We start from the raw sequence: 15,087 nt of genomic DNA, 5'->3' as shown, positions 1-15,087 counted from the left end.
CCATGTTGGAGCTGGCATCAGAGATTCTCGCCCGTTGTGCCGCGGACCGGCCGTTTGCTGTGGCCACCGTGGTCGGCACGAGCGGCAGTGCTCCGCGGCCGCCCGGTGCCGCGCTCGCCGTGGACGCCGGCGGTGCGGCCCTGGGCAGCATTTCCGGGGGATGCCTCGAAGGCGAAGTGTTTCAGCTCTGCGAGGAGCTATTGGCCGCCAACGGGCCGGCCTGGCCGGTTGTCCGGAGTTTCGGGTACGCCGACGAGGCCGGCATGGCCGTCGGGCTGACGTGTGGCGGCACGATCGACGTCCTGATCGAGCGCATCGATCCAGACGTCCGGCCCGAGGTGGCGGCGGCGCTCACCGCCGCCGCCGCGGGCCGGCCCACAACGCTCGTACGGACACTGGACGGGCCGGGCCGGGCCCTCTCGATCCAGCCGGACGGCCGGACCGAGGGAAGCCTCGGCGACAAGGAGCTGGACTGCGCCGCGATCGAGCTCGCGACGACTGCCCTCGGCGCCGGATCCACCCGGATCGCCACGGTCGGCGATGCCCGGCTGCTGATCGAGGCCACCCGCCCCGCACCACGGATGCTGATCTTCGGAGCGCTCGACCACGCCGCCGCGCTCGCCACCCTGGGCCGGTACGTCGGTTACCGCACCACCGTGTGCGACGCCCGGGCCACCTTCGCCACCACTGCGCGCTTTCCGGACGCGGACGAGGTCGTCGTCGACTGGCCCCACCGCTACCTCGCCGGCCAGGACCTGGACTCCCAGGCCGTGATCTGCGTGTTGACCCACGATCCGAAGTTCGACGTGCCATTGCTGGTCGAGGCACTGCGGCGACCGGTCGCCTACGTAGGGGCGATGGGTTCCCGCCGTACGCACGAGGATCGTCTGGATCGGCTCCGGGCCGCCGGACTCGATCCGGCCGAGCTGGCCCGGCTCCGATCGCCGATCGGCCTCGACCTCGGCGGTCGGACCCCGGCCGAGATCGCGTTGTCCATCGTGGCCGAGATCGTGGCGTCCCGGCACTCGGCGAGCGGCCGCCCTTTGCATACCGGCCTGCCCATCCACCACGAGAACGTCCTCGCCCCGGCCTCCGGCGTGCTGGGTTCGGAGGACGTACCCCCACCCGGAATGCGGACTTCTACGATGTGGTGACCCGGCCGGGTGGCGGAAGTTTCGGTCAAGGCGCTGTCGAAGGAGGCTTCGCTGACCAGGCTGATGGGTGACGCCGAGCCGCCCTCAGGCCGGCACCCGGGGGTCGTGCACCTGCAGGATGCGCTGCAGTTCGTCGGCCAGCACCCAGATCCGCGTGATCCGCTGGTCGGCGCCGATGGTGAGGACGTCGATGCCCAGGCCGCTGACCGTGCGCCCGGTCGGGGGCAATTCACCCAACGGGGTGTGCCACGGCCCGGTGTGCCGCGCGCTGTGCCGGAACGCGATCGTCAGCTTGCCCGGCGCGCCGACGTGGTCGACGATCTCGATGACGTGGTCGGTGAACGCGCTGTGCAGCGCCTCCGCGCGCGCCACCAGGTCGGCGACGGACATCGGGGTGCCGTTGATGACGACGGGATCGGCGTAGAGCCGGGCGAAGGCCGCGGCCGGATCCGGATGCACGCCGGGCGGCACCCGCCACAGGTCGAACAACTGCTGCTCGATGTCCACGGGACCCAGGATCGCGCCGCGCGGCCGGGCCGGCAAGGCCGCACCGCGAGACGGTTCCCTTTCGGAGATCGGGGCGTAATTTGTGGGGTAGCAGGTCGTCCCTCCGGCACTCAGCGGCGAGGAGTCATCGATGAACCAGCTGATCAACGACCCGGCGAAGGTGGTCGCGGACGCGCTCCGCGGCATCGCCGACGCCCATCCCGAGCTTCACGTCGATCATGAGAACCGCATCGTCCGCCGCGGCGACGCCCCGGTCGAGGGCAAGGTCGGGCTTGTCTCCGGGGGCGGCTCGGGTCACGAACCGCTGCACGCCGGCTTCGTCGGTCCGGGCATGCTGGACGCGGCCTGCGCCGGCGAGATCTTCACCTCCCCGGTGCCCGACCAGATCATGGCGGCGACGAAGGCCGTCGACGGCGGTGCCGGGGTGCTGCACATCGTCAAGAACTACACCGGCGACGTGATGAACTTCGAGATGGCGGCCGAGCTCGCCGCGGCGGAGACCGGCGTCACCGTCCAGGCCGTGGTGACCGACGACGACGTGGCAGTGCAGGACAGCCTCTACACCGCCGGGCGCCGCGGGGTCGGGGTGACCGTGCTGGTGGAGAAGATCGCCGGTGCCGCCGCCGCGCAGCGCCGGCCGTTGGCGCAGGTGGCCGACATCGCCCGCAAGGTCAACGCGAACGGCCGCAGCATGGGCGTGGCGCTCTCCTCGTGCACGGTTCCGACCGCCGGCAAACCCACGTTCGACCTGCCGGACGGCCAGATGGAGGTCGGCATCGGCATCCACGGCGAGCCGGGACGCCGCCGCGTGCCGCTGGCGCCGGCCGCGGAGATCGCCGAGATGCTCGTCAGCCCGATCCTCGGCGACCTGGACTTCACCGGCCGGGACGGCGTGATCGCCTTCGTCAACGGCATGGGCGCCACCCCACTCATCGAGCTGTACGTCATGTACCACGAGGTGGCGGCGATCCTCGCCAGGGCGGGTGTCTCCGTCGCGCGCTCGCTGGTCGGCCCGTACATCACCAGCCTCGACATGGCCGGCTGCTCGGTCACCCTGCTCAAGGCCGACGACGAGATCCTGCGGCTGTGGGACGCGCCGGTACGGACCCCGGCCCTGCGGTGGGGGAACTGAGCCGATGGACGGCACCGTGGACACCGTGGCGCTGACGAACTGGGTGCGGGAGTTCGGCCGGCTCGTCGCGACCCAGAAGGAGCGGCTGACCGAGCTGGATTCCGCGATCGGCGACGCCGACCACGGCGTCAACATGGACCGCGGGATGACCGCGGTCCTGGCGGTGCTCGCCGGCGAAGCGCCCACCACCCCGGCCGACGTGCTCAAGCGGACCGGGATGACCCTGGTCAGCAAGGTCGGCGGCGCCAGCGGCCCGCTGTACGGCACGGCGTTCCTGCGGATGGCCGCCGCGGCCGGGGGCGCCGACGCGCTCGACGCGCCGGGTTTCGCGAAGGTGCTGCGGGCCGGGCTCGACGGTGTGGTCGCCCGCGGCAAGGCCGAGGCCGGCGACAAGACGATGTACGACGCGCTGGCCCCGGCGGTGGACGCCCTGGACGGGGCACTGGCCGCCGGTCAGCCGCTCGGCGAGGCGTTGCGGACGGCGGTCGGTGCCGCCGAGCGGGGCCGTGACGCGACGATCCCGATGGTGGCCCGCAAGGGGCGCGCCAGCTATCTGGGTGAGCGTAGTGCCGGTCACCAGGATCCGGGGGCGACCTCGGTGACGCTGCTGCTGACCGCGGCCGCGACCGTGCTCGGCGGGGACTGAGGCCGTGGTCGGCCTGGTGGTGGTCAGCCACAGCCGGGCCCTGGCCCGCGCCGCGGTAGGACTCGCGGCGGAGATGATCCGGGGTACGGCGGTGCCGATCGAGATCGCCGCGGGGCTCGACGACACGGCGTTCGGCACCGACGCCGTTGCCATCACCGAGGCGGTGGCCGCCGCTGACCGTGGCGACGGCGTGGTCGTGCTGATGGACCTCGGCAGCGCCGTACTCTCCGCGGAGCTCGCGCTCGAGCTGCTGGCGGACGACCTGCGCGATCGGGTCGTGCTGTGCCCGGGGCCGCTGGTCGAAGGTCTGCTGGCCGCCGCGGTGGCTGCCGCCGGCGGAGCCGGCCGCGACGAGGTCGCCGCCGAGGCCGACGCCGGGCTGGCGGGCAAGCAATCCCAGCTCGGCGGGCCGGCCGCCGGTGCACCGGACACCGGCGGCGGGAAGGGGGACGGGCCCTCGGCCACGGTCACCGTGCTCAACCGGCACGGCCTGCACGCGCGGCCGGCCGCGCGGCTCGTCACCCTCGCCCGGTCGTTCGACGCGGAGGTGCGGGTCCGCAACGCCGAGACGGGATCGCCGTGGGTGCCGGCGTCGAGCCTGTCGCGGATCGCCACCCTGGGCGTGCTGCACGGACACCGGATGCAGGTACGCGCGTCGGGCCCGCAGGCGCGGGCGGCTGTCGACGGGATCGTGGCGCTGGCCGGGCGCGCGTTCGATGAGACCGAGCCCGCTTCCGCCGCAGAGGGCCCGGCCGCGCAGGGACGGGCGGCGTCACCGGGGATCGCCATCGGGCCGGCCCGGCACCTGTCCTCCGCACCGCTCGACATTCCCGACCTGCCCGCGCGCGGACCGGCGCAGGAGAGGCAACGCATCGACGACGCCCTCGCGTCCGTGCGGCAGGACCTGGAGAAGCTCCGGGCCGGCGCCGGCTCCATCTTCGACGCGCACCTGCTGCTGCTCGACGACGCCGATCTGCTCGCCGAGGTCCGATCGCGGATCGACGCCGGCGAGGCCGCGCCCCCGGCCTGGGCGGCGGCCACGGCCCGGGTCGCCGGCGAGTTCGAGGCGCTGGCCGACCCGTACCTGAAGGCGCGGGCGGCCGACGTCCGCGCGGTCGCCGACCAGGTGCTGCGCGCCCTGCTCGGGGTGCCCACCGCGGTCACGCGGGGGTCCGGCGTGCTGATCGCCGCCGACCTCACGCCGGCCGAGGCCGCGGCTCTCGATCCGGGGCGGGTCGCCGGTGTCCTGCTCGCGTTCGGCAGCCCCACCGCGCACAGCGCGATCCTGCTGCGGACCCGCGGCATCCCCGCCGTCGTCGGTGCCGGGCCGGCCGCGCTCGAGGTCGCCGACGGTACGCCGGTCGCGGTCGACGGCGGCACCGGCGAGGTGCTGGTGGCCCCGTCGGAGGCGGCGCTGGCGACACTGCGCGAACGGGCCCGCGGGCAGGCTGCGCGCCGCGAGCAGGCGGCCGGCCGCGCCTCCGCGCCGGCCGTGACCCGCGACGGCGTGCGAGTCGCCGTCGGTGCGAACGTGGGGTCGGCGGCGGAGGCACGCGTCGCCGCGGAGCACGGCGCCGACCTGATCGGGCTGATCCGTACCGAGTTCCTGTTCCTGGACCGCGACGCCGCGCCCGAGGTCGAGGAGCAGGAGGCCGCGTGGCGCGAGATCGCGCAGGCGCTCGGCGGACGCCGGATCACTGTGCGGACCCTCGATGTCGGCGGCGACAAGCCGCTGCGCTATCTGCCGGCACCGGCCGAGGAGAACCCGTTCCTGGGGGTCCGTGGCCTGCGGTACACGCTGCGGCATCCCGGGCTGCTCGCCGACCAGCTGCTGGCCGTCGTCCGGGTGGCCCGCGACGTGCCGGTCAGCCTGATGTTCCCGATGGTCAGCACCGTGGACGAGGTGGTGCACGCCCGCCGGATGCTCGACGAGGCCGTCGCGCGGGAGGGCGGCGGCGAGCCCGCCGGCCTACAGGTGGGAATCATGGTGGAGGTGCCGGCCGCCGCGCTCAAGGCCGCCGCGTTCGCGCCGTACGTCGACTTCCTGAGCATCGGGACCAACGACCTGACCCAGTACGCGCTCGCGGCCGAACGCGGCAACCCGGCGCTGTCCGCACTGGCCGACGGCCTCGACCCTGGCGTGCTGCGGCTGATCGAGGCGGTGTGCCGGGGCGTCGGCGAGCGGGTCACCGTCGCGGTCTGCGGCGAACTGGCCGGCGACGAGGTGGCGGTGCCGCTGCTGACCGGGCTCGGCGTGCGGGAACTCAGCGTGGCGCCGCGGAGCGTACCGGCCATCAAGGAGGCCGTCCGCGCCACGGACCTGGCAACGGCCGCCGCGCTGACGCGGGTGGCCCTGGAGATGCCGGACGCCGCCGCCGTGCGGGCGCTGCTCGACGGCCCGGGGTGAAGGAGCGCGGAGGGCACAGCTGTTCGTTTCGAGCGGGTGTTGGCCGCTGCCGTCGGGACATCTACGCGGCTCGGCTGACCTAACCTGGTGGCGGATGGCAACGGCGTACCGAATGATCGGACGGTGGCTCCCGTCGGCATCCGCGCGTCTTCGCCCCGCCGCGTCGTCGTTCTGGTCAGCGTGATCGTTCTGATCGACGTGTGCTTCTTCTCGGCGGTGGCGCCTCTGCTGCCGTCGTACGTGGTGGAGCTGGACCTGTCCAAGAGTCAGGCCGGTGTGCTGGTCGGCGCCTACGCCGCGGGGACGCTGCTGGCGTCCCTGCCGGCCGGGCGGCTGACCGCGCGGCGCGGCGCCCCGCGGGTTCTGGTCTCGGGGCTGCTTCTGCTGGCGGTGGCCAGCGTCGCGTTCGGTGTGGGCTCCTCGTTCGCGGTCCTCGCCGGTGCGCGCCTGCTGCAGGGGGTGGGCGGTGCCGCATCGTGGGCCGCGGGGCTGACCTGGCTCGTCCAAGAGGCGCCCCGCGAACGGCGTGGCCAGATGATCGGCACGGTGCTCGGAGCCGGCGTCGCCGGCGCGATCGGCGGTCCCGCGCTGGGTGCGCTTGCCCACGCCAGCAGTCCTCGGCTGGTCTTCGGCGTGGTCGGGGTCGTGGCGCTCGGTCTGGCCGCCGCCGTGGTGCTGACTCCTTCCCGTGAGCACACGCCGCAGACCGGGACGCTGCGCCAGGCGTTGCGTCAGCCGGCGGTACGCGTGGGGGCCTGGCTCACCGTCCTGCCGGCCATGTACTTCGGCGTCGCCGGTGTCCTGGTCCCTCTGCGCCTCGACGAGCTGGGACTCGGCGCGACCGGTGTCGCCGTGGTGTTCCTCTGCGCCGCCGCGGTGGAGGCCGCAGGTAGCCCGCTGGTGGGTCGGCTCTCCGACCGCTTCGGCCGCCTGCTGCCGCTGCGGGCCGGTCTCGGCGGCGTGCTGGCCGGCTGCCTGCTGCTACCGCTGCCGGGCCGGGCCGTGCTGCTGGCCGTGGTGGTGGTCTTCGCGGCGGCCATGAGCGGGATGCTGATGACCCCGGCGTCCGCGCTGCTGTCCGACGGAGCCGAGGCGTCCGGCCTGCCCCAGGGGCTCGCTTTCGGCCTGTTCAACTTGGCGTGGGCGGCCGGCCAGGGCATCGGCTCGGCGGGAGGATCACGCTTCGCCGAAAGCGTCGGTGACACCGCGTCGTATCTGGCGGTGGCTGTCCTGAGCGCGGCGACGCTGGCTGTGCTGATCGTCCGGGCGCCCACAGGAGTGCGCTGACGCTCGTGCGCGCCCCGCGCGCCCCTGCCAGCGGATTTCGCTGTCCACGATGGTCGTGGTCGCGGTCAGGCCGACGGTCCGGGCGACGGACGTGGCGGCCGAAACCACCCGCCAGAGCGACCGGCACCCAGGTGTAGTCGGGGTGGCTCTGCCAGAACATGGCGAGCCAGGACGATGGCGAAGCCGATGCCGAGATATTCCGATTGGGTCGTCTTGTCGCTCATGTGCAGCAGGCTGCGTACGCCGAAGTCGACCTTCCCGTACCCGAAGGCGTCGCAGCAGCGCAGTTGAGCCCAAAGCCTTTGGTACTCGCGCAGCGCCGCCCGTTCCCAAGACCGTTGCAGTGGATCTTGGCTCGTCGGCGGTACCTTCGCAGCGCTTGCGCGATCGAGCGCCGCGCAGATCATCGAGGGATGCTGGCGAGTCGCGCTACCGGATGCCGGCGAGACGATGCCGGTCCTGAGTGATCGTGGCCCGCAGGCCGTCCGGTAGCGGCAGCACCGTGTCCACCGAGGGAAAGAACGGCCCCGGTCGCCACAGCAGCGCGAAGCAACACAGGACAGCAAACAGCCAGCCGGCGAGCAGGTGGGCCGACGCTGTTACTCGGGTCTGCCTACTCGGACCGAGTCGACGTCGCTCCGCCAAGCGGGAGAGAATCACCGTCGCCAGGGCAAGCACCAAGCAGCTGAGCAGAATCTCACGGCCGCCGCGCGGCACGAGGTAGATGAGTATGACTGCGACGGCGGTCAGGCCAGCCAGAATCAGTGCCGCCGACCACCGGATCCGCGGCACTCGCGACATCAGCAACCAGAGCAGCAGTACAGGCCCGATGGCGATCAATACCAGGAGCACGGAACTGATCCTGCCAAGCAGACGCAATCCCGGGCGCCGGAGACACGGCTATCCGCGCTGCTCGCCTCCGCGTAGTGCTGCACCTGGACGACGCCATGGTTCCCCTTCGCTCACTCAGTGGTCCTGAGGAGCGAAGCGACGGCGTCATGTGCGCCCTCGGGTAGATGTACATCGTCGAGATCCACGACTGCCACGGCAGTGGCCAGGCGTTGTCGCACCTCCGGTATGGCTGACCATGCCGAAGCCGGCAACCGAAGGACGGCCCACAACAGGTCACCGGGGTAATGGTCGCCTTCGGCGTGCGGGTCGGCTGCCAAGACATCGACGGCGAGGGGCAGCAGGATGGGCACCGCTATCTCTTGCCCGAGCATGATCCGAAGATCCTCGACGGTGAACTGCTCAAGAGGCTTACACCTCAGCTCGGTGCAGCGTTGAACCAGAAACGAGGCATCGGCAGGGACCGTCCCCCAGTCCCTGCCCTCGATCTGCTGGATCGTTGTCATCGGGTCACTGTAGAGCCAGGTCGGTTCGCGGCTGCCGATGCACGCCACCGCGGTCGGCAAGGTGCCGCTCGCGTACGCGCCGGCCGACGTGCGGACTGCCGTGCTGACAGACCTGCCGAGGACGCCGTACACGGTGGCCGGTCCGGCGCGCGACCGCGGCCGGCTGGTGTCCGTGCTGCCGGTCGGCGCGCGGGGCATCGGGCGCAGCCTGCCCTGACGACCGGGTGGGGGATATCGACCCGGCTGATATCGGGTATCCGAATTTGAGGATTCCCCTCGCCGTAACGACGTCACTACCGTGCGATCCGGTTCGTCCATCGACGGGAGAGTCGCTTTGCGCCCATCTGGGGAGCCCACGGCCATGCGCAGTCGCTTCCTCGCCCGGCTGCCTCCCGACTGGCTGGGCCGGATGCGAGTGATCTTCGCCGTATTCGCCGCCATCCAGGTGCTGGGTGTCGTACCCGCGCTGACCGATGGCGATCCCGCTCCCGTGCCGAGAACGGCGTGCATCGTCCTGCCCGTCCTCATGGCCCTGCTGATGCTCTTCGCCGGTCTTCTGCACCGCGGCGTCCTGACGGCGTCGGTGCCGCTGGACCTGGCGACGGTCGCGATGGTGAGCCTGGTGCGGCCGGATTCCGTGATCGGCATCGTCATCGCGGGCTCGTTCGGCCGCGCCCCGTACGGCGGCAACGGCCAGGCTGCGATCCGCGCGGCGCTGTACCTGGCCACGGCCCTGGTGGCCGACGCGGTCCGGCCGGCCACGCTGCCGCGTCCGGCGCTCAACGACTGGCCGTTGCAGATCGTCCTGGCCGTGGTGCTCGCCACCCTGCTCAGCCGGCTCATCGTGCGGTTCCTGCACGGGTTGCAGACCGCCCTGCGGGCCGCGGACCGCCTCGCCACCGCCGCCACCGAGCTGCTGGCCGCCACCGATGTGGCCAGGGTGAAGCAGGTGACGGAGACCTGTGTAGCCGGGCTCGCGGACAAGACCTCCGGTCGGTTGGTGTTACCGGGTGAGCAGCTGCCGGCCACGACGCCCGGCAGTCGGCAGCCGGTGGAGCTGCCCTTGACAGCCGAGGGCAGGCGCCTGGGCACGCTTGTCATCACGTCCGCCGGCCCGCTGCCCCCGCTGTTGCGGTCCACGACGCAGGCGTTGGCGGCCCAGGCCACGGCCGCGGTGCAATCGATCGAGCTGCGTGAACGGCTCGCGCATGAGGCGACGCACGATCCGCTCACCGGACTGCCCAACCGGCCGTTGTTTCTCGAGGAGATCGCCCGGCTTCTCACCATCGGACGGCCGGACGACGTGGTGCTGGTCGCGATCGAGGTCGACGCGCCCGCTCGGGACGATCTCCACGTCGAGATAGCCCGGCGACTGGTGCGCTGCCTGCGCCACGGCGATGTGGCCGCACGGCTGGACAGCGGCGTCTTCGGCCTGGCGTCGGCCGGCCGGGTGCCGACCGCGGAGGCGCTGAGAACGCTTACCGAACAGGTCCGGACGGCGTTGAGCGGTCCCTACACCCTGGGCGATGAGGCGGTGCTGCTGCGCTGCGTAGCAGGAGCGGTGCGAGCACCGTCGACCGCTACAGGCTCTCGAGACAACGCCGTCGTGCTCCTGCGCCGGGCGACCGCGGCGATCGGCGCGGCCCGTCGTGGCGCGACGGAGGCCGGGGATCGGCACCCGGGCGAGGCAGACCTGACCACGGAGCTGTCCCATGCGTTGACGGCACATGACATCAAGGTCCTGTTCGCCCCGGTGATCGCGGTGGCCGACGACTCGCTGCAGATGATGTGCGCGGTCCCGGAATGGGCGGGACACGCCGCCGGTGCGGACCTGCTGGCGGCCGCCGATCAGGCCGGGCTGCTGCCACGAGTGGCCGGTTGGCTCACCACTGCCGCGTGCCGGTCGGCGACAGCCTGGCGCGGCCCGGATGCGGTGCCGGTGTGCGTCCCGGTCGGGGCCGGTCATCTGGCCCGGCCGTGGCTCGCCGATACCGTTCTCCACGCGCTGCAGACCACCGGGCTGCCGGGATCGCGGTTGCTGGTGGAGGTCCGGGAGGACGATCTGATGTCCGAACTCGACGGTGTCGCGGGCGCCGTCCGTCAGCTCCGAGGAGCGGGTGTACGCATCGCGCTGGCCGCGTTCGGCGCCGGCGCGCTGAGCCTGCGCGAGCTCGGCACCCTGCCGGTGGACGTACTGATCATCGACCCCGTGCTGGTCGGTGCGCGCCCTGAGGAGCGCAACGAGCGCATTCTGCGGACCATCGTGCGCGCTGCGCAGGCGCACGGCATGGGGGTGATTGCCGACGGCGTGCGGACGAGGGCGCAGCTGGAGTGGTTGAGCACCCTCGGCTGCGACGGTGTTCGCGGGCCGGTCCGCCACCGGCCCGGTGATCCGGTCATCGCGGGCGCCGACGGGCGTGCCCAGTGATCGGGGGTTGAGCAGGTCCCAGGCGGGCGTCGAGGTCTCCGATGAGGCTGTCACCTTTCCGGCGTACCGCGATCGTTGACGGTGGCTGACGGGTCACGCCGATCGCTGGTCGCCGACCGGCAGGATGCAGTACCGGCTGCGGAAGTACAGCAGTGGGCCGGTCCCGTCCGAGCCCGATTCGCCGAGGGCGGTGGCCCGGCCGACCGCGATGTGGTGGTCGCCGCCCTCGTGCAGGGCGGCGAGCTCGCACTCGATGTGGGCCAGCGCGCCGGCGAGCAGCGGGGCTCCGTTACTGCCGGGCCGCCACGGCACGTGGGCGAACCGGTCGGCGTGCCGGGCGGCGAAGACCTGGCTCACGTGTTGCTGGTCGGTGCCCAGGATGTTGACCGCGAAGCGGCCGGCCGCCTGAATCCGGGGCCAGGTGGTCGACGACTTCGCCGGGCTGACCATGACCAGGGGCGGGTCCAGTGACAGGGCCGAGAACGACTGGCACGTCATGCCGACCGGTCCGTCGCCGTCGTGCGCGGTCAGGACGACCACGCCGGTGCAGAAATGGGAGAGCACCCGCCGGAACGCCGCGGATTCGATCGTGGTCGCCATGAACCCTCCGATCCTGCGAAGCCATCGCCTTCCGTCAACATACTGACTAGTCAGTCAGTATGTAAAGGCCGGCGACCGACGGCCGAGACGGCCGGTCGAGGGTCAGGCGGTACGGACCAACAGCCGCAGCAACGTGTCGAAGGCTGCGGCGGTGTCCAGGTCCGGGTCGAGCAGCCAGCTCTTCTGCAGGCCGTTGATGGTGGCGGCGAGCAGGGTGGCAAGGACCTCCACGTCGATGTCGGCGGGCAGGTCGCCGAGCTCACGGCTGCGGATGAGGCGTTGGGTGAGTTCGTCATGGACGTAGCCGAGGCGGGCGGTGACGTAGCGCAGTGCGGCCTCGTTGCCGGCGATGCCCTCGCCCTCCAGGACGTGCACCAGCTGCAACGGGATCCGGGACTGTTCGGTGCGCCCGAGGAACGGCGCGAGTTCCCGCAGCTCCGCGAGCGGCCCTCCGTTGGGGGTCGCGGCTGGGATCTGCTGGGCCGCCCACTCGCGCTCCGAGTCGAGAACCGCCTGGAACAGCGCGTCCTTGGAGGGGAAGTGGTGCAGTACGCCGGGGCGGGTGAGCCCGATCTCGCGCGCGACGGCGTCAAGCGTGGTCTGGGCGTAGCCGCGCTGCGCGAACATCGTCGCGGCAGTCCGCACGATCGTGGCCTTCCAGCGGGCGCTCTCGGCGAGCTGTCGCTCGGACCGGTTGCGGGGGCGCCGGAGACGCGGGGTGGCGGGCGATTCGGTCGGTTCCGGCATGGAGCTGATGGTAACGGTGCGTCAAGGGTGCGTTGCCAGGCTATTGACTTACCAACTAGTCAGTCGATAACTTGCCGTACACCTCAGCGTGACGGAAAGGGTCTCCGTGAGAATCGACGTGCACGCCCACTACTGGGCAGCCAGCTACATCGACCTGTTGGTGGAACTCGGCCGTAGGGACCTTTCGTTCGCCGGGCGGCAGGCCGACGACCTGGCGCAGCGGCGCGACGAGATGGACGCTGTCGGCGTCGACGTGCAGATCCTCAGCGCCATCGGGCTCAACACGGAGGTGGCCGAGCCGGCGGGCGCCGCGCGCGCCGCCCGGCACATCAACGACGTGTACGCCGACGTGGTCGAGCGGCACGGTGGCCGCTTCCGGGCCTTCGCGAGCGTGGCGCTGCCGCACGTGGAGGAGTCCATCGCCGAGACCGACCGCTGTCTCGGCGAGCTCGGCCTCGCCGGCGTCGCGCTGCCCTGCTCGGCCGGCGGCAAACCGATCGACGACCCGGCGTTCGCCCCCTTCTGGGAGAACCTGGCGCGCTACGACGCCGTCGTCTATGTCCACCCCGTCGGCAGCAATTCCGCATGCCACCCGGGGCTCGCCGACTGGGGGCTGCACACGGCGTACGGCAGTCCCGTGCAACTCGCGACAGCCGTCACCCGGACCGTCTTCTCCGGCCTGACGTTCCGCCATCCCGGGCTGAGGTTCGTGTTCGGCGTGTGCGGCGGGGTCCTGCCGTACCTCTGGCCCCGGCTGGAGCGTAACCTGCGCCGCGCCTTCGACCACAGCGCCGACCGCGCCGTCGGCGGCAACTACTTCAGCTGGATCCGCGACCTGCCCCTGAACCCGGACGACCCGATGGAGGCCTTCCGGCGGTTCTGGTACGACACCAGCACCCAGGAGACCCCGGTCACCATGCTGCTAGCCAAGCAGACGTTCGGGGTGCCCCGCACCGTGCTCGGCAGCGACGCGATCTTCGCCTCCCTGACCGAAGCGGTGCGCTACATCGAGACCTCCGAGTACCTCACCGCCGCCGAGAAACACGCCATCCTCGACGTCAACGCCCAGCAGCTGCTCAACCTGCCGGCGCCGGTCGCGGCGCGCCACGATCGATAAGGGAGCACGACATGCACGTGTCTGTCTTCATGGGCCCGTTCTCCTTCGGCCCGGAGCAGGATCTGCCCAACATCGAACTGTGCTTGTCCCAGGCCGCCGCGGCCGCCGAGGCGGGGTTCGCCATGGTCACCTTCGGTGAGCAGCACTTCAACAACTACGAGCCGTACTGCAACCCGTTCCTCATGGCCGCCCGGTTGGCGCCGTACCTCGGCGACACCTGGTTCGGCACCACGATTGTGCCGCTGGTGCTGCACCACCCGTTGCGGCTGGCCGAGGACGCCAGCATCGTCGACCTGCTCACCCGGGGCCGCTTCATCATGGGCCTGTCCGCCGGCCGGGTCGGGTTCTCCCCGGATTTCGAGAACTTCGGTCTCGACCCGGCGCAGCGCCTGGAAATCTTCGCAAGCAAGCTCGACCTGTTGCGCCGGGCGTTCGCGCACCGTCCCGGTGATCCGCCGCTGGTCATGGACACGCCCTGGGACACCGGCCGGATGACCGGTCGGCTGATGCCGGTGTCGTACCGGGCAGGCGGGCCGCAGCTCGCCGTCGGCACCAACACCGACGCGACCATCGCCGAGTACGCGGCACAGGGCCTGCCGGTCTTCCTCGGCCCGTGTCTCCCGACCGAGGCCGCCCGCAAGCTGCGGATGTTCCGCGAGGCAGCCGCCGGGGCCGGGCACGACGCCGCGACGGTGGACCGGCTGGCCGCGCACTGCCTGGTCACCCGGCACGTGATCGTGGGCGCCGACGAGGACGAGGCGTGGGAACGGGCCGAGCTGATGGCCGGCCGTAACCCGCTGATGGACCGGTCCGTGGACAGCCGATCCCTGCGCGAACTGGCCGAGGTGGACCTGAGCGCTCCCGGCGCCGCGCAGGACCCGGCGAACCGCAACGCGGTGCACGTCCAGTCGTGGATCCTCGCGGGCACCCCCGACCGGGTGGCCGAACAGTTGCGCTGGTACGAGACGAACGGCGTGACGCAGGTGCTGACCCGGTTCACCGTGGGCGGGTACAACCCGGCCGAGATCGGCCGGTCCTTCGAACTCTTCGTCGGCGGCGTGCTGCCCCAGGTGTCGGCCGAGTTGCTGCCGGCCCTGTCCGGCGACGAGATCCGTTCGGAGCACCGGGGTGTGCGCGAGACCGTGCCGGCGCCGGTGCGGTTGAGTGGTCCGGCGGCCGACCCGAGCGGCCGGTGGGCGGCCGTCATCGAGACCCCGATGGGCAGTCAGAACGTCACGCTGGATCTGGCGGTGGACCGCGGAGCGCTCGCCGGCACCGCCACTCAGCACGGGTCCACCGTGCCGATCGCCGACGGCGAGGTGGACGGCGACACCGTCCGGTGGACGGTCTCGCTCACCACGCCGATGGCGATGACGCTGTCGTACACCGCTGTCGTCGACGGCGACGCCATGTTCGGCCACGTGCGGGCGGGTACGTTCCCGGCGGCCCCGCTGACCGGCAAACGCCTGCCTTGACGCCGGCTCACCTCGCGCCGTTATGCCTGGCACCCGCGGGGTTTCGCCATGCACTCGAGCGGATCTGGGCGGAGCTGGCCACCCGGCTCGGCCACGGGCGGGACGGCTGGACCCTCACGCCCGGCCCGATCACCGATCGCAGACGCTGATCACCTTGCTGCGGCAGAACCCGGCCCTCGCCGACCGCTACTCCGCGGACGCGCTGCGCCGAGCTTGCAGTTGTGGCAGCTGC

Annotated in this window: 13 protein-coding genes and 1 pseudogene; 9 read left to right on the top strand and 5 right to left on the bottom strand. The window is 72.0% G+C overall.

Features of this window, described 5'->3' with window-relative positions; genetic code table 11:
• Nucleotides 1-2 precede the first annotated feature (2 nt).
• On the top strand, nt 3-1,154 hold the full coding sequence (locus ACZ6S4_RS01805; RefSeq protein WP_465473042.1) for an XdhC family protein: 1,152 nt from the start codon (nt 3-5) through the stop codon (nt 1,152-1,154).
• A gap of 84 nt (nt 1,155-1,238) precedes the next feature.
• Here the strand turns inward: ACZ6S4_RS01805 and ACZ6S4_RS01800 are convergent, their stop codons facing one another.
• Nucleotides 1,239-1,661 carry an ester cyclase gene (locus ACZ6S4_RS01800; RefSeq protein WP_465473041.1) on the bottom strand — a complete coding sequence of 141 codons (423 nt, stop codon included), beginning with the start codon at nt 1,659-1,661 and terminating at the stop codon, nt 1,239-1,241.
• Between the two features lie 130 nt (nt 1,662-1,791).
• Between ACZ6S4_RS01800 and dhaK the strand changes: the two genes are divergently transcribed.
• The 4 genes from dhaK (at nt 1,792) to ACZ6S4_RS01780 (ending at nt 7,133) form a co-directional block, all read left to right on the top strand.
• Nucleotides 1,792-2,793 carry a dihydroxyacetone kinase subunit DhaK gene (gene dhaK / locus ACZ6S4_RS01795; protein ID WP_465473040.1) on the top strand — a complete coding sequence of 334 codons (1,002 nt, stop codon included), beginning with the start codon at nt 1,792-1,794 and terminating at the stop codon, nt 2,791-2,793.
• Nucleotides 2,794-2,797: 4 nt separating this feature from the next.
• Complete coding sequence (gene dhaL, locus ACZ6S4_RS01790; RefSeq protein WP_465473039.1) at nt 2,798-3,439, top strand: dihydroxyacetone kinase subunit DhaL; 642 nt, start codon at nt 2,798-2,800, stop codon at nt 3,437-3,439.
• A 4-nt stretch (nt 3,440-3,443) separates the two neighbouring features.
• Nucleotides 3,444-5,846, top strand: coding sequence for a phosphoenolpyruvate--protein phosphotransferase (gene ptsP / locus ACZ6S4_RS01785; RefSeq protein ID WP_465473038.1), 2,403 nt, complete (start codon nt 3,444-3,446; stop codon nt 5,844-5,846).
• A 123-nt stretch (nt 5,847-5,969) separates the two neighbouring features.
• The gene (locus ACZ6S4_RS01780) at nt 5,970-7,133 is read left to right on the top strand and encodes an MFS transporter (protein ID WP_465473037.1); all 1,164 of its coding nucleotides are present in this window, start codon (nt 5,970-5,972) and stop codon (nt 7,131-7,133) included.
• 429 nt (nt 7,134-7,562) lie between these two features.
• On the opposite strand, the gene ACZ6S4_RS01775 is transcribed toward ACZ6S4_RS01780, so the two are convergent.
• Together ACZ6S4_RS01775 and ACZ6S4_RS01770 are read right to left on the bottom strand one after the other, a co-directional pair.
• Nucleotides 7,563-7,985, bottom strand: coding sequence for a hypothetical protein (locus tag ACZ6S4_RS01775; protein WP_465473036.1), 423 nt, complete (start codon nt 7,983-7,985; stop codon nt 7,563-7,565).
• A 110-nt stretch (nt 7,986-8,095) separates the two neighbouring features.
• Complete coding sequence (locus ACZ6S4_RS01770; RefSeq protein ID WP_465473035.1) at nt 8,096-8,488, bottom strand: contact-dependent growth inhibition system immunity protein; 393 nt, start codon at nt 8,486-8,488, stop codon at nt 8,096-8,098.
• A gap of 25 nt (nt 8,489-8,513) precedes the next feature.
• Here ACZ6S4_RS01770 and ACZ6S4_RS01765 point away from each other — a divergent pair.
• Nucleotides 8,514-8,705 (top strand): annotated as a pseudogene (locus ACZ6S4_RS01765) (IclR family transcriptional regulator); the annotation flags it as partial.
• A 144-nt stretch (nt 8,706-8,849) separates the two neighbouring features.
• The gene (locus ACZ6S4_RS01760) at nt 8,850-10,916 is read left to right on the top strand and encodes an EAL domain-containing protein (protein ID WP_465473034.1); all 2,067 of its coding nucleotides are present in this window, start codon (nt 8,850-8,852) and stop codon (nt 10,914-10,916) included.
• A gap of 93 nt (nt 10,917-11,009) precedes the next feature.
• Here the strand turns inward: ACZ6S4_RS01760 and ACZ6S4_RS01755 are convergent, their stop codons facing one another.
• On the bottom strand, nt 11,010-11,516 hold the full coding sequence (locus tag ACZ6S4_RS01755) for a flavin reductase family protein (RefSeq protein WP_465473033.1): 507 nt from the start codon (nt 11,514-11,516) through the stop codon (nt 11,010-11,012).
• Nucleotides 11,517-11,618: 102 nt separating this feature from the next.
• Nucleotides 11,619-12,263 (bottom strand): TetR/AcrR family transcriptional regulator, encoded by a 645-nt coding sequence (locus tag ACZ6S4_RS01750; RefSeq protein WP_465473032.1) that lies wholly within the window; start codon nt 12,261-12,263, stop codon nt 11,619-11,621.
• A 106-nt stretch (nt 12,264-12,369) separates the two neighbouring features.
• Between ACZ6S4_RS01750 and ACZ6S4_RS01745 the strand changes: the two genes are divergently transcribed.
• Together ACZ6S4_RS01745 and ACZ6S4_RS01740 are read left to right on the top strand one after the other, a co-directional pair.
• A complete protein-coding gene (locus ACZ6S4_RS01745) occupies nt 12,370-13,380 on the top strand; it encodes an amidohydrolase family protein (RefSeq protein ID WP_465473031.1) in 1,011 nt (336 codons plus the stop codon).
• A gap of 11 nt (nt 13,381-13,391) precedes the next feature.
• Complete coding sequence (locus tag ACZ6S4_RS01740; protein ID WP_465473030.1) at nt 13,392-14,855, top strand: LLM class flavin-dependent oxidoreductase; 1,464 nt, start codon at nt 13,392-13,394, stop codon at nt 14,853-14,855.
• The last annotated feature ends 232 nt before the right edge of the window (nt 14,856-15,087 follow it).

This window comes from Actinoplanes sp. NPDC051405 (genome assembly GCF_055586185.1).
Note: the sequence above shows the minus strand (reverse complement) of the source record. Positions and strands in the feature narration are given on the sequence as shown.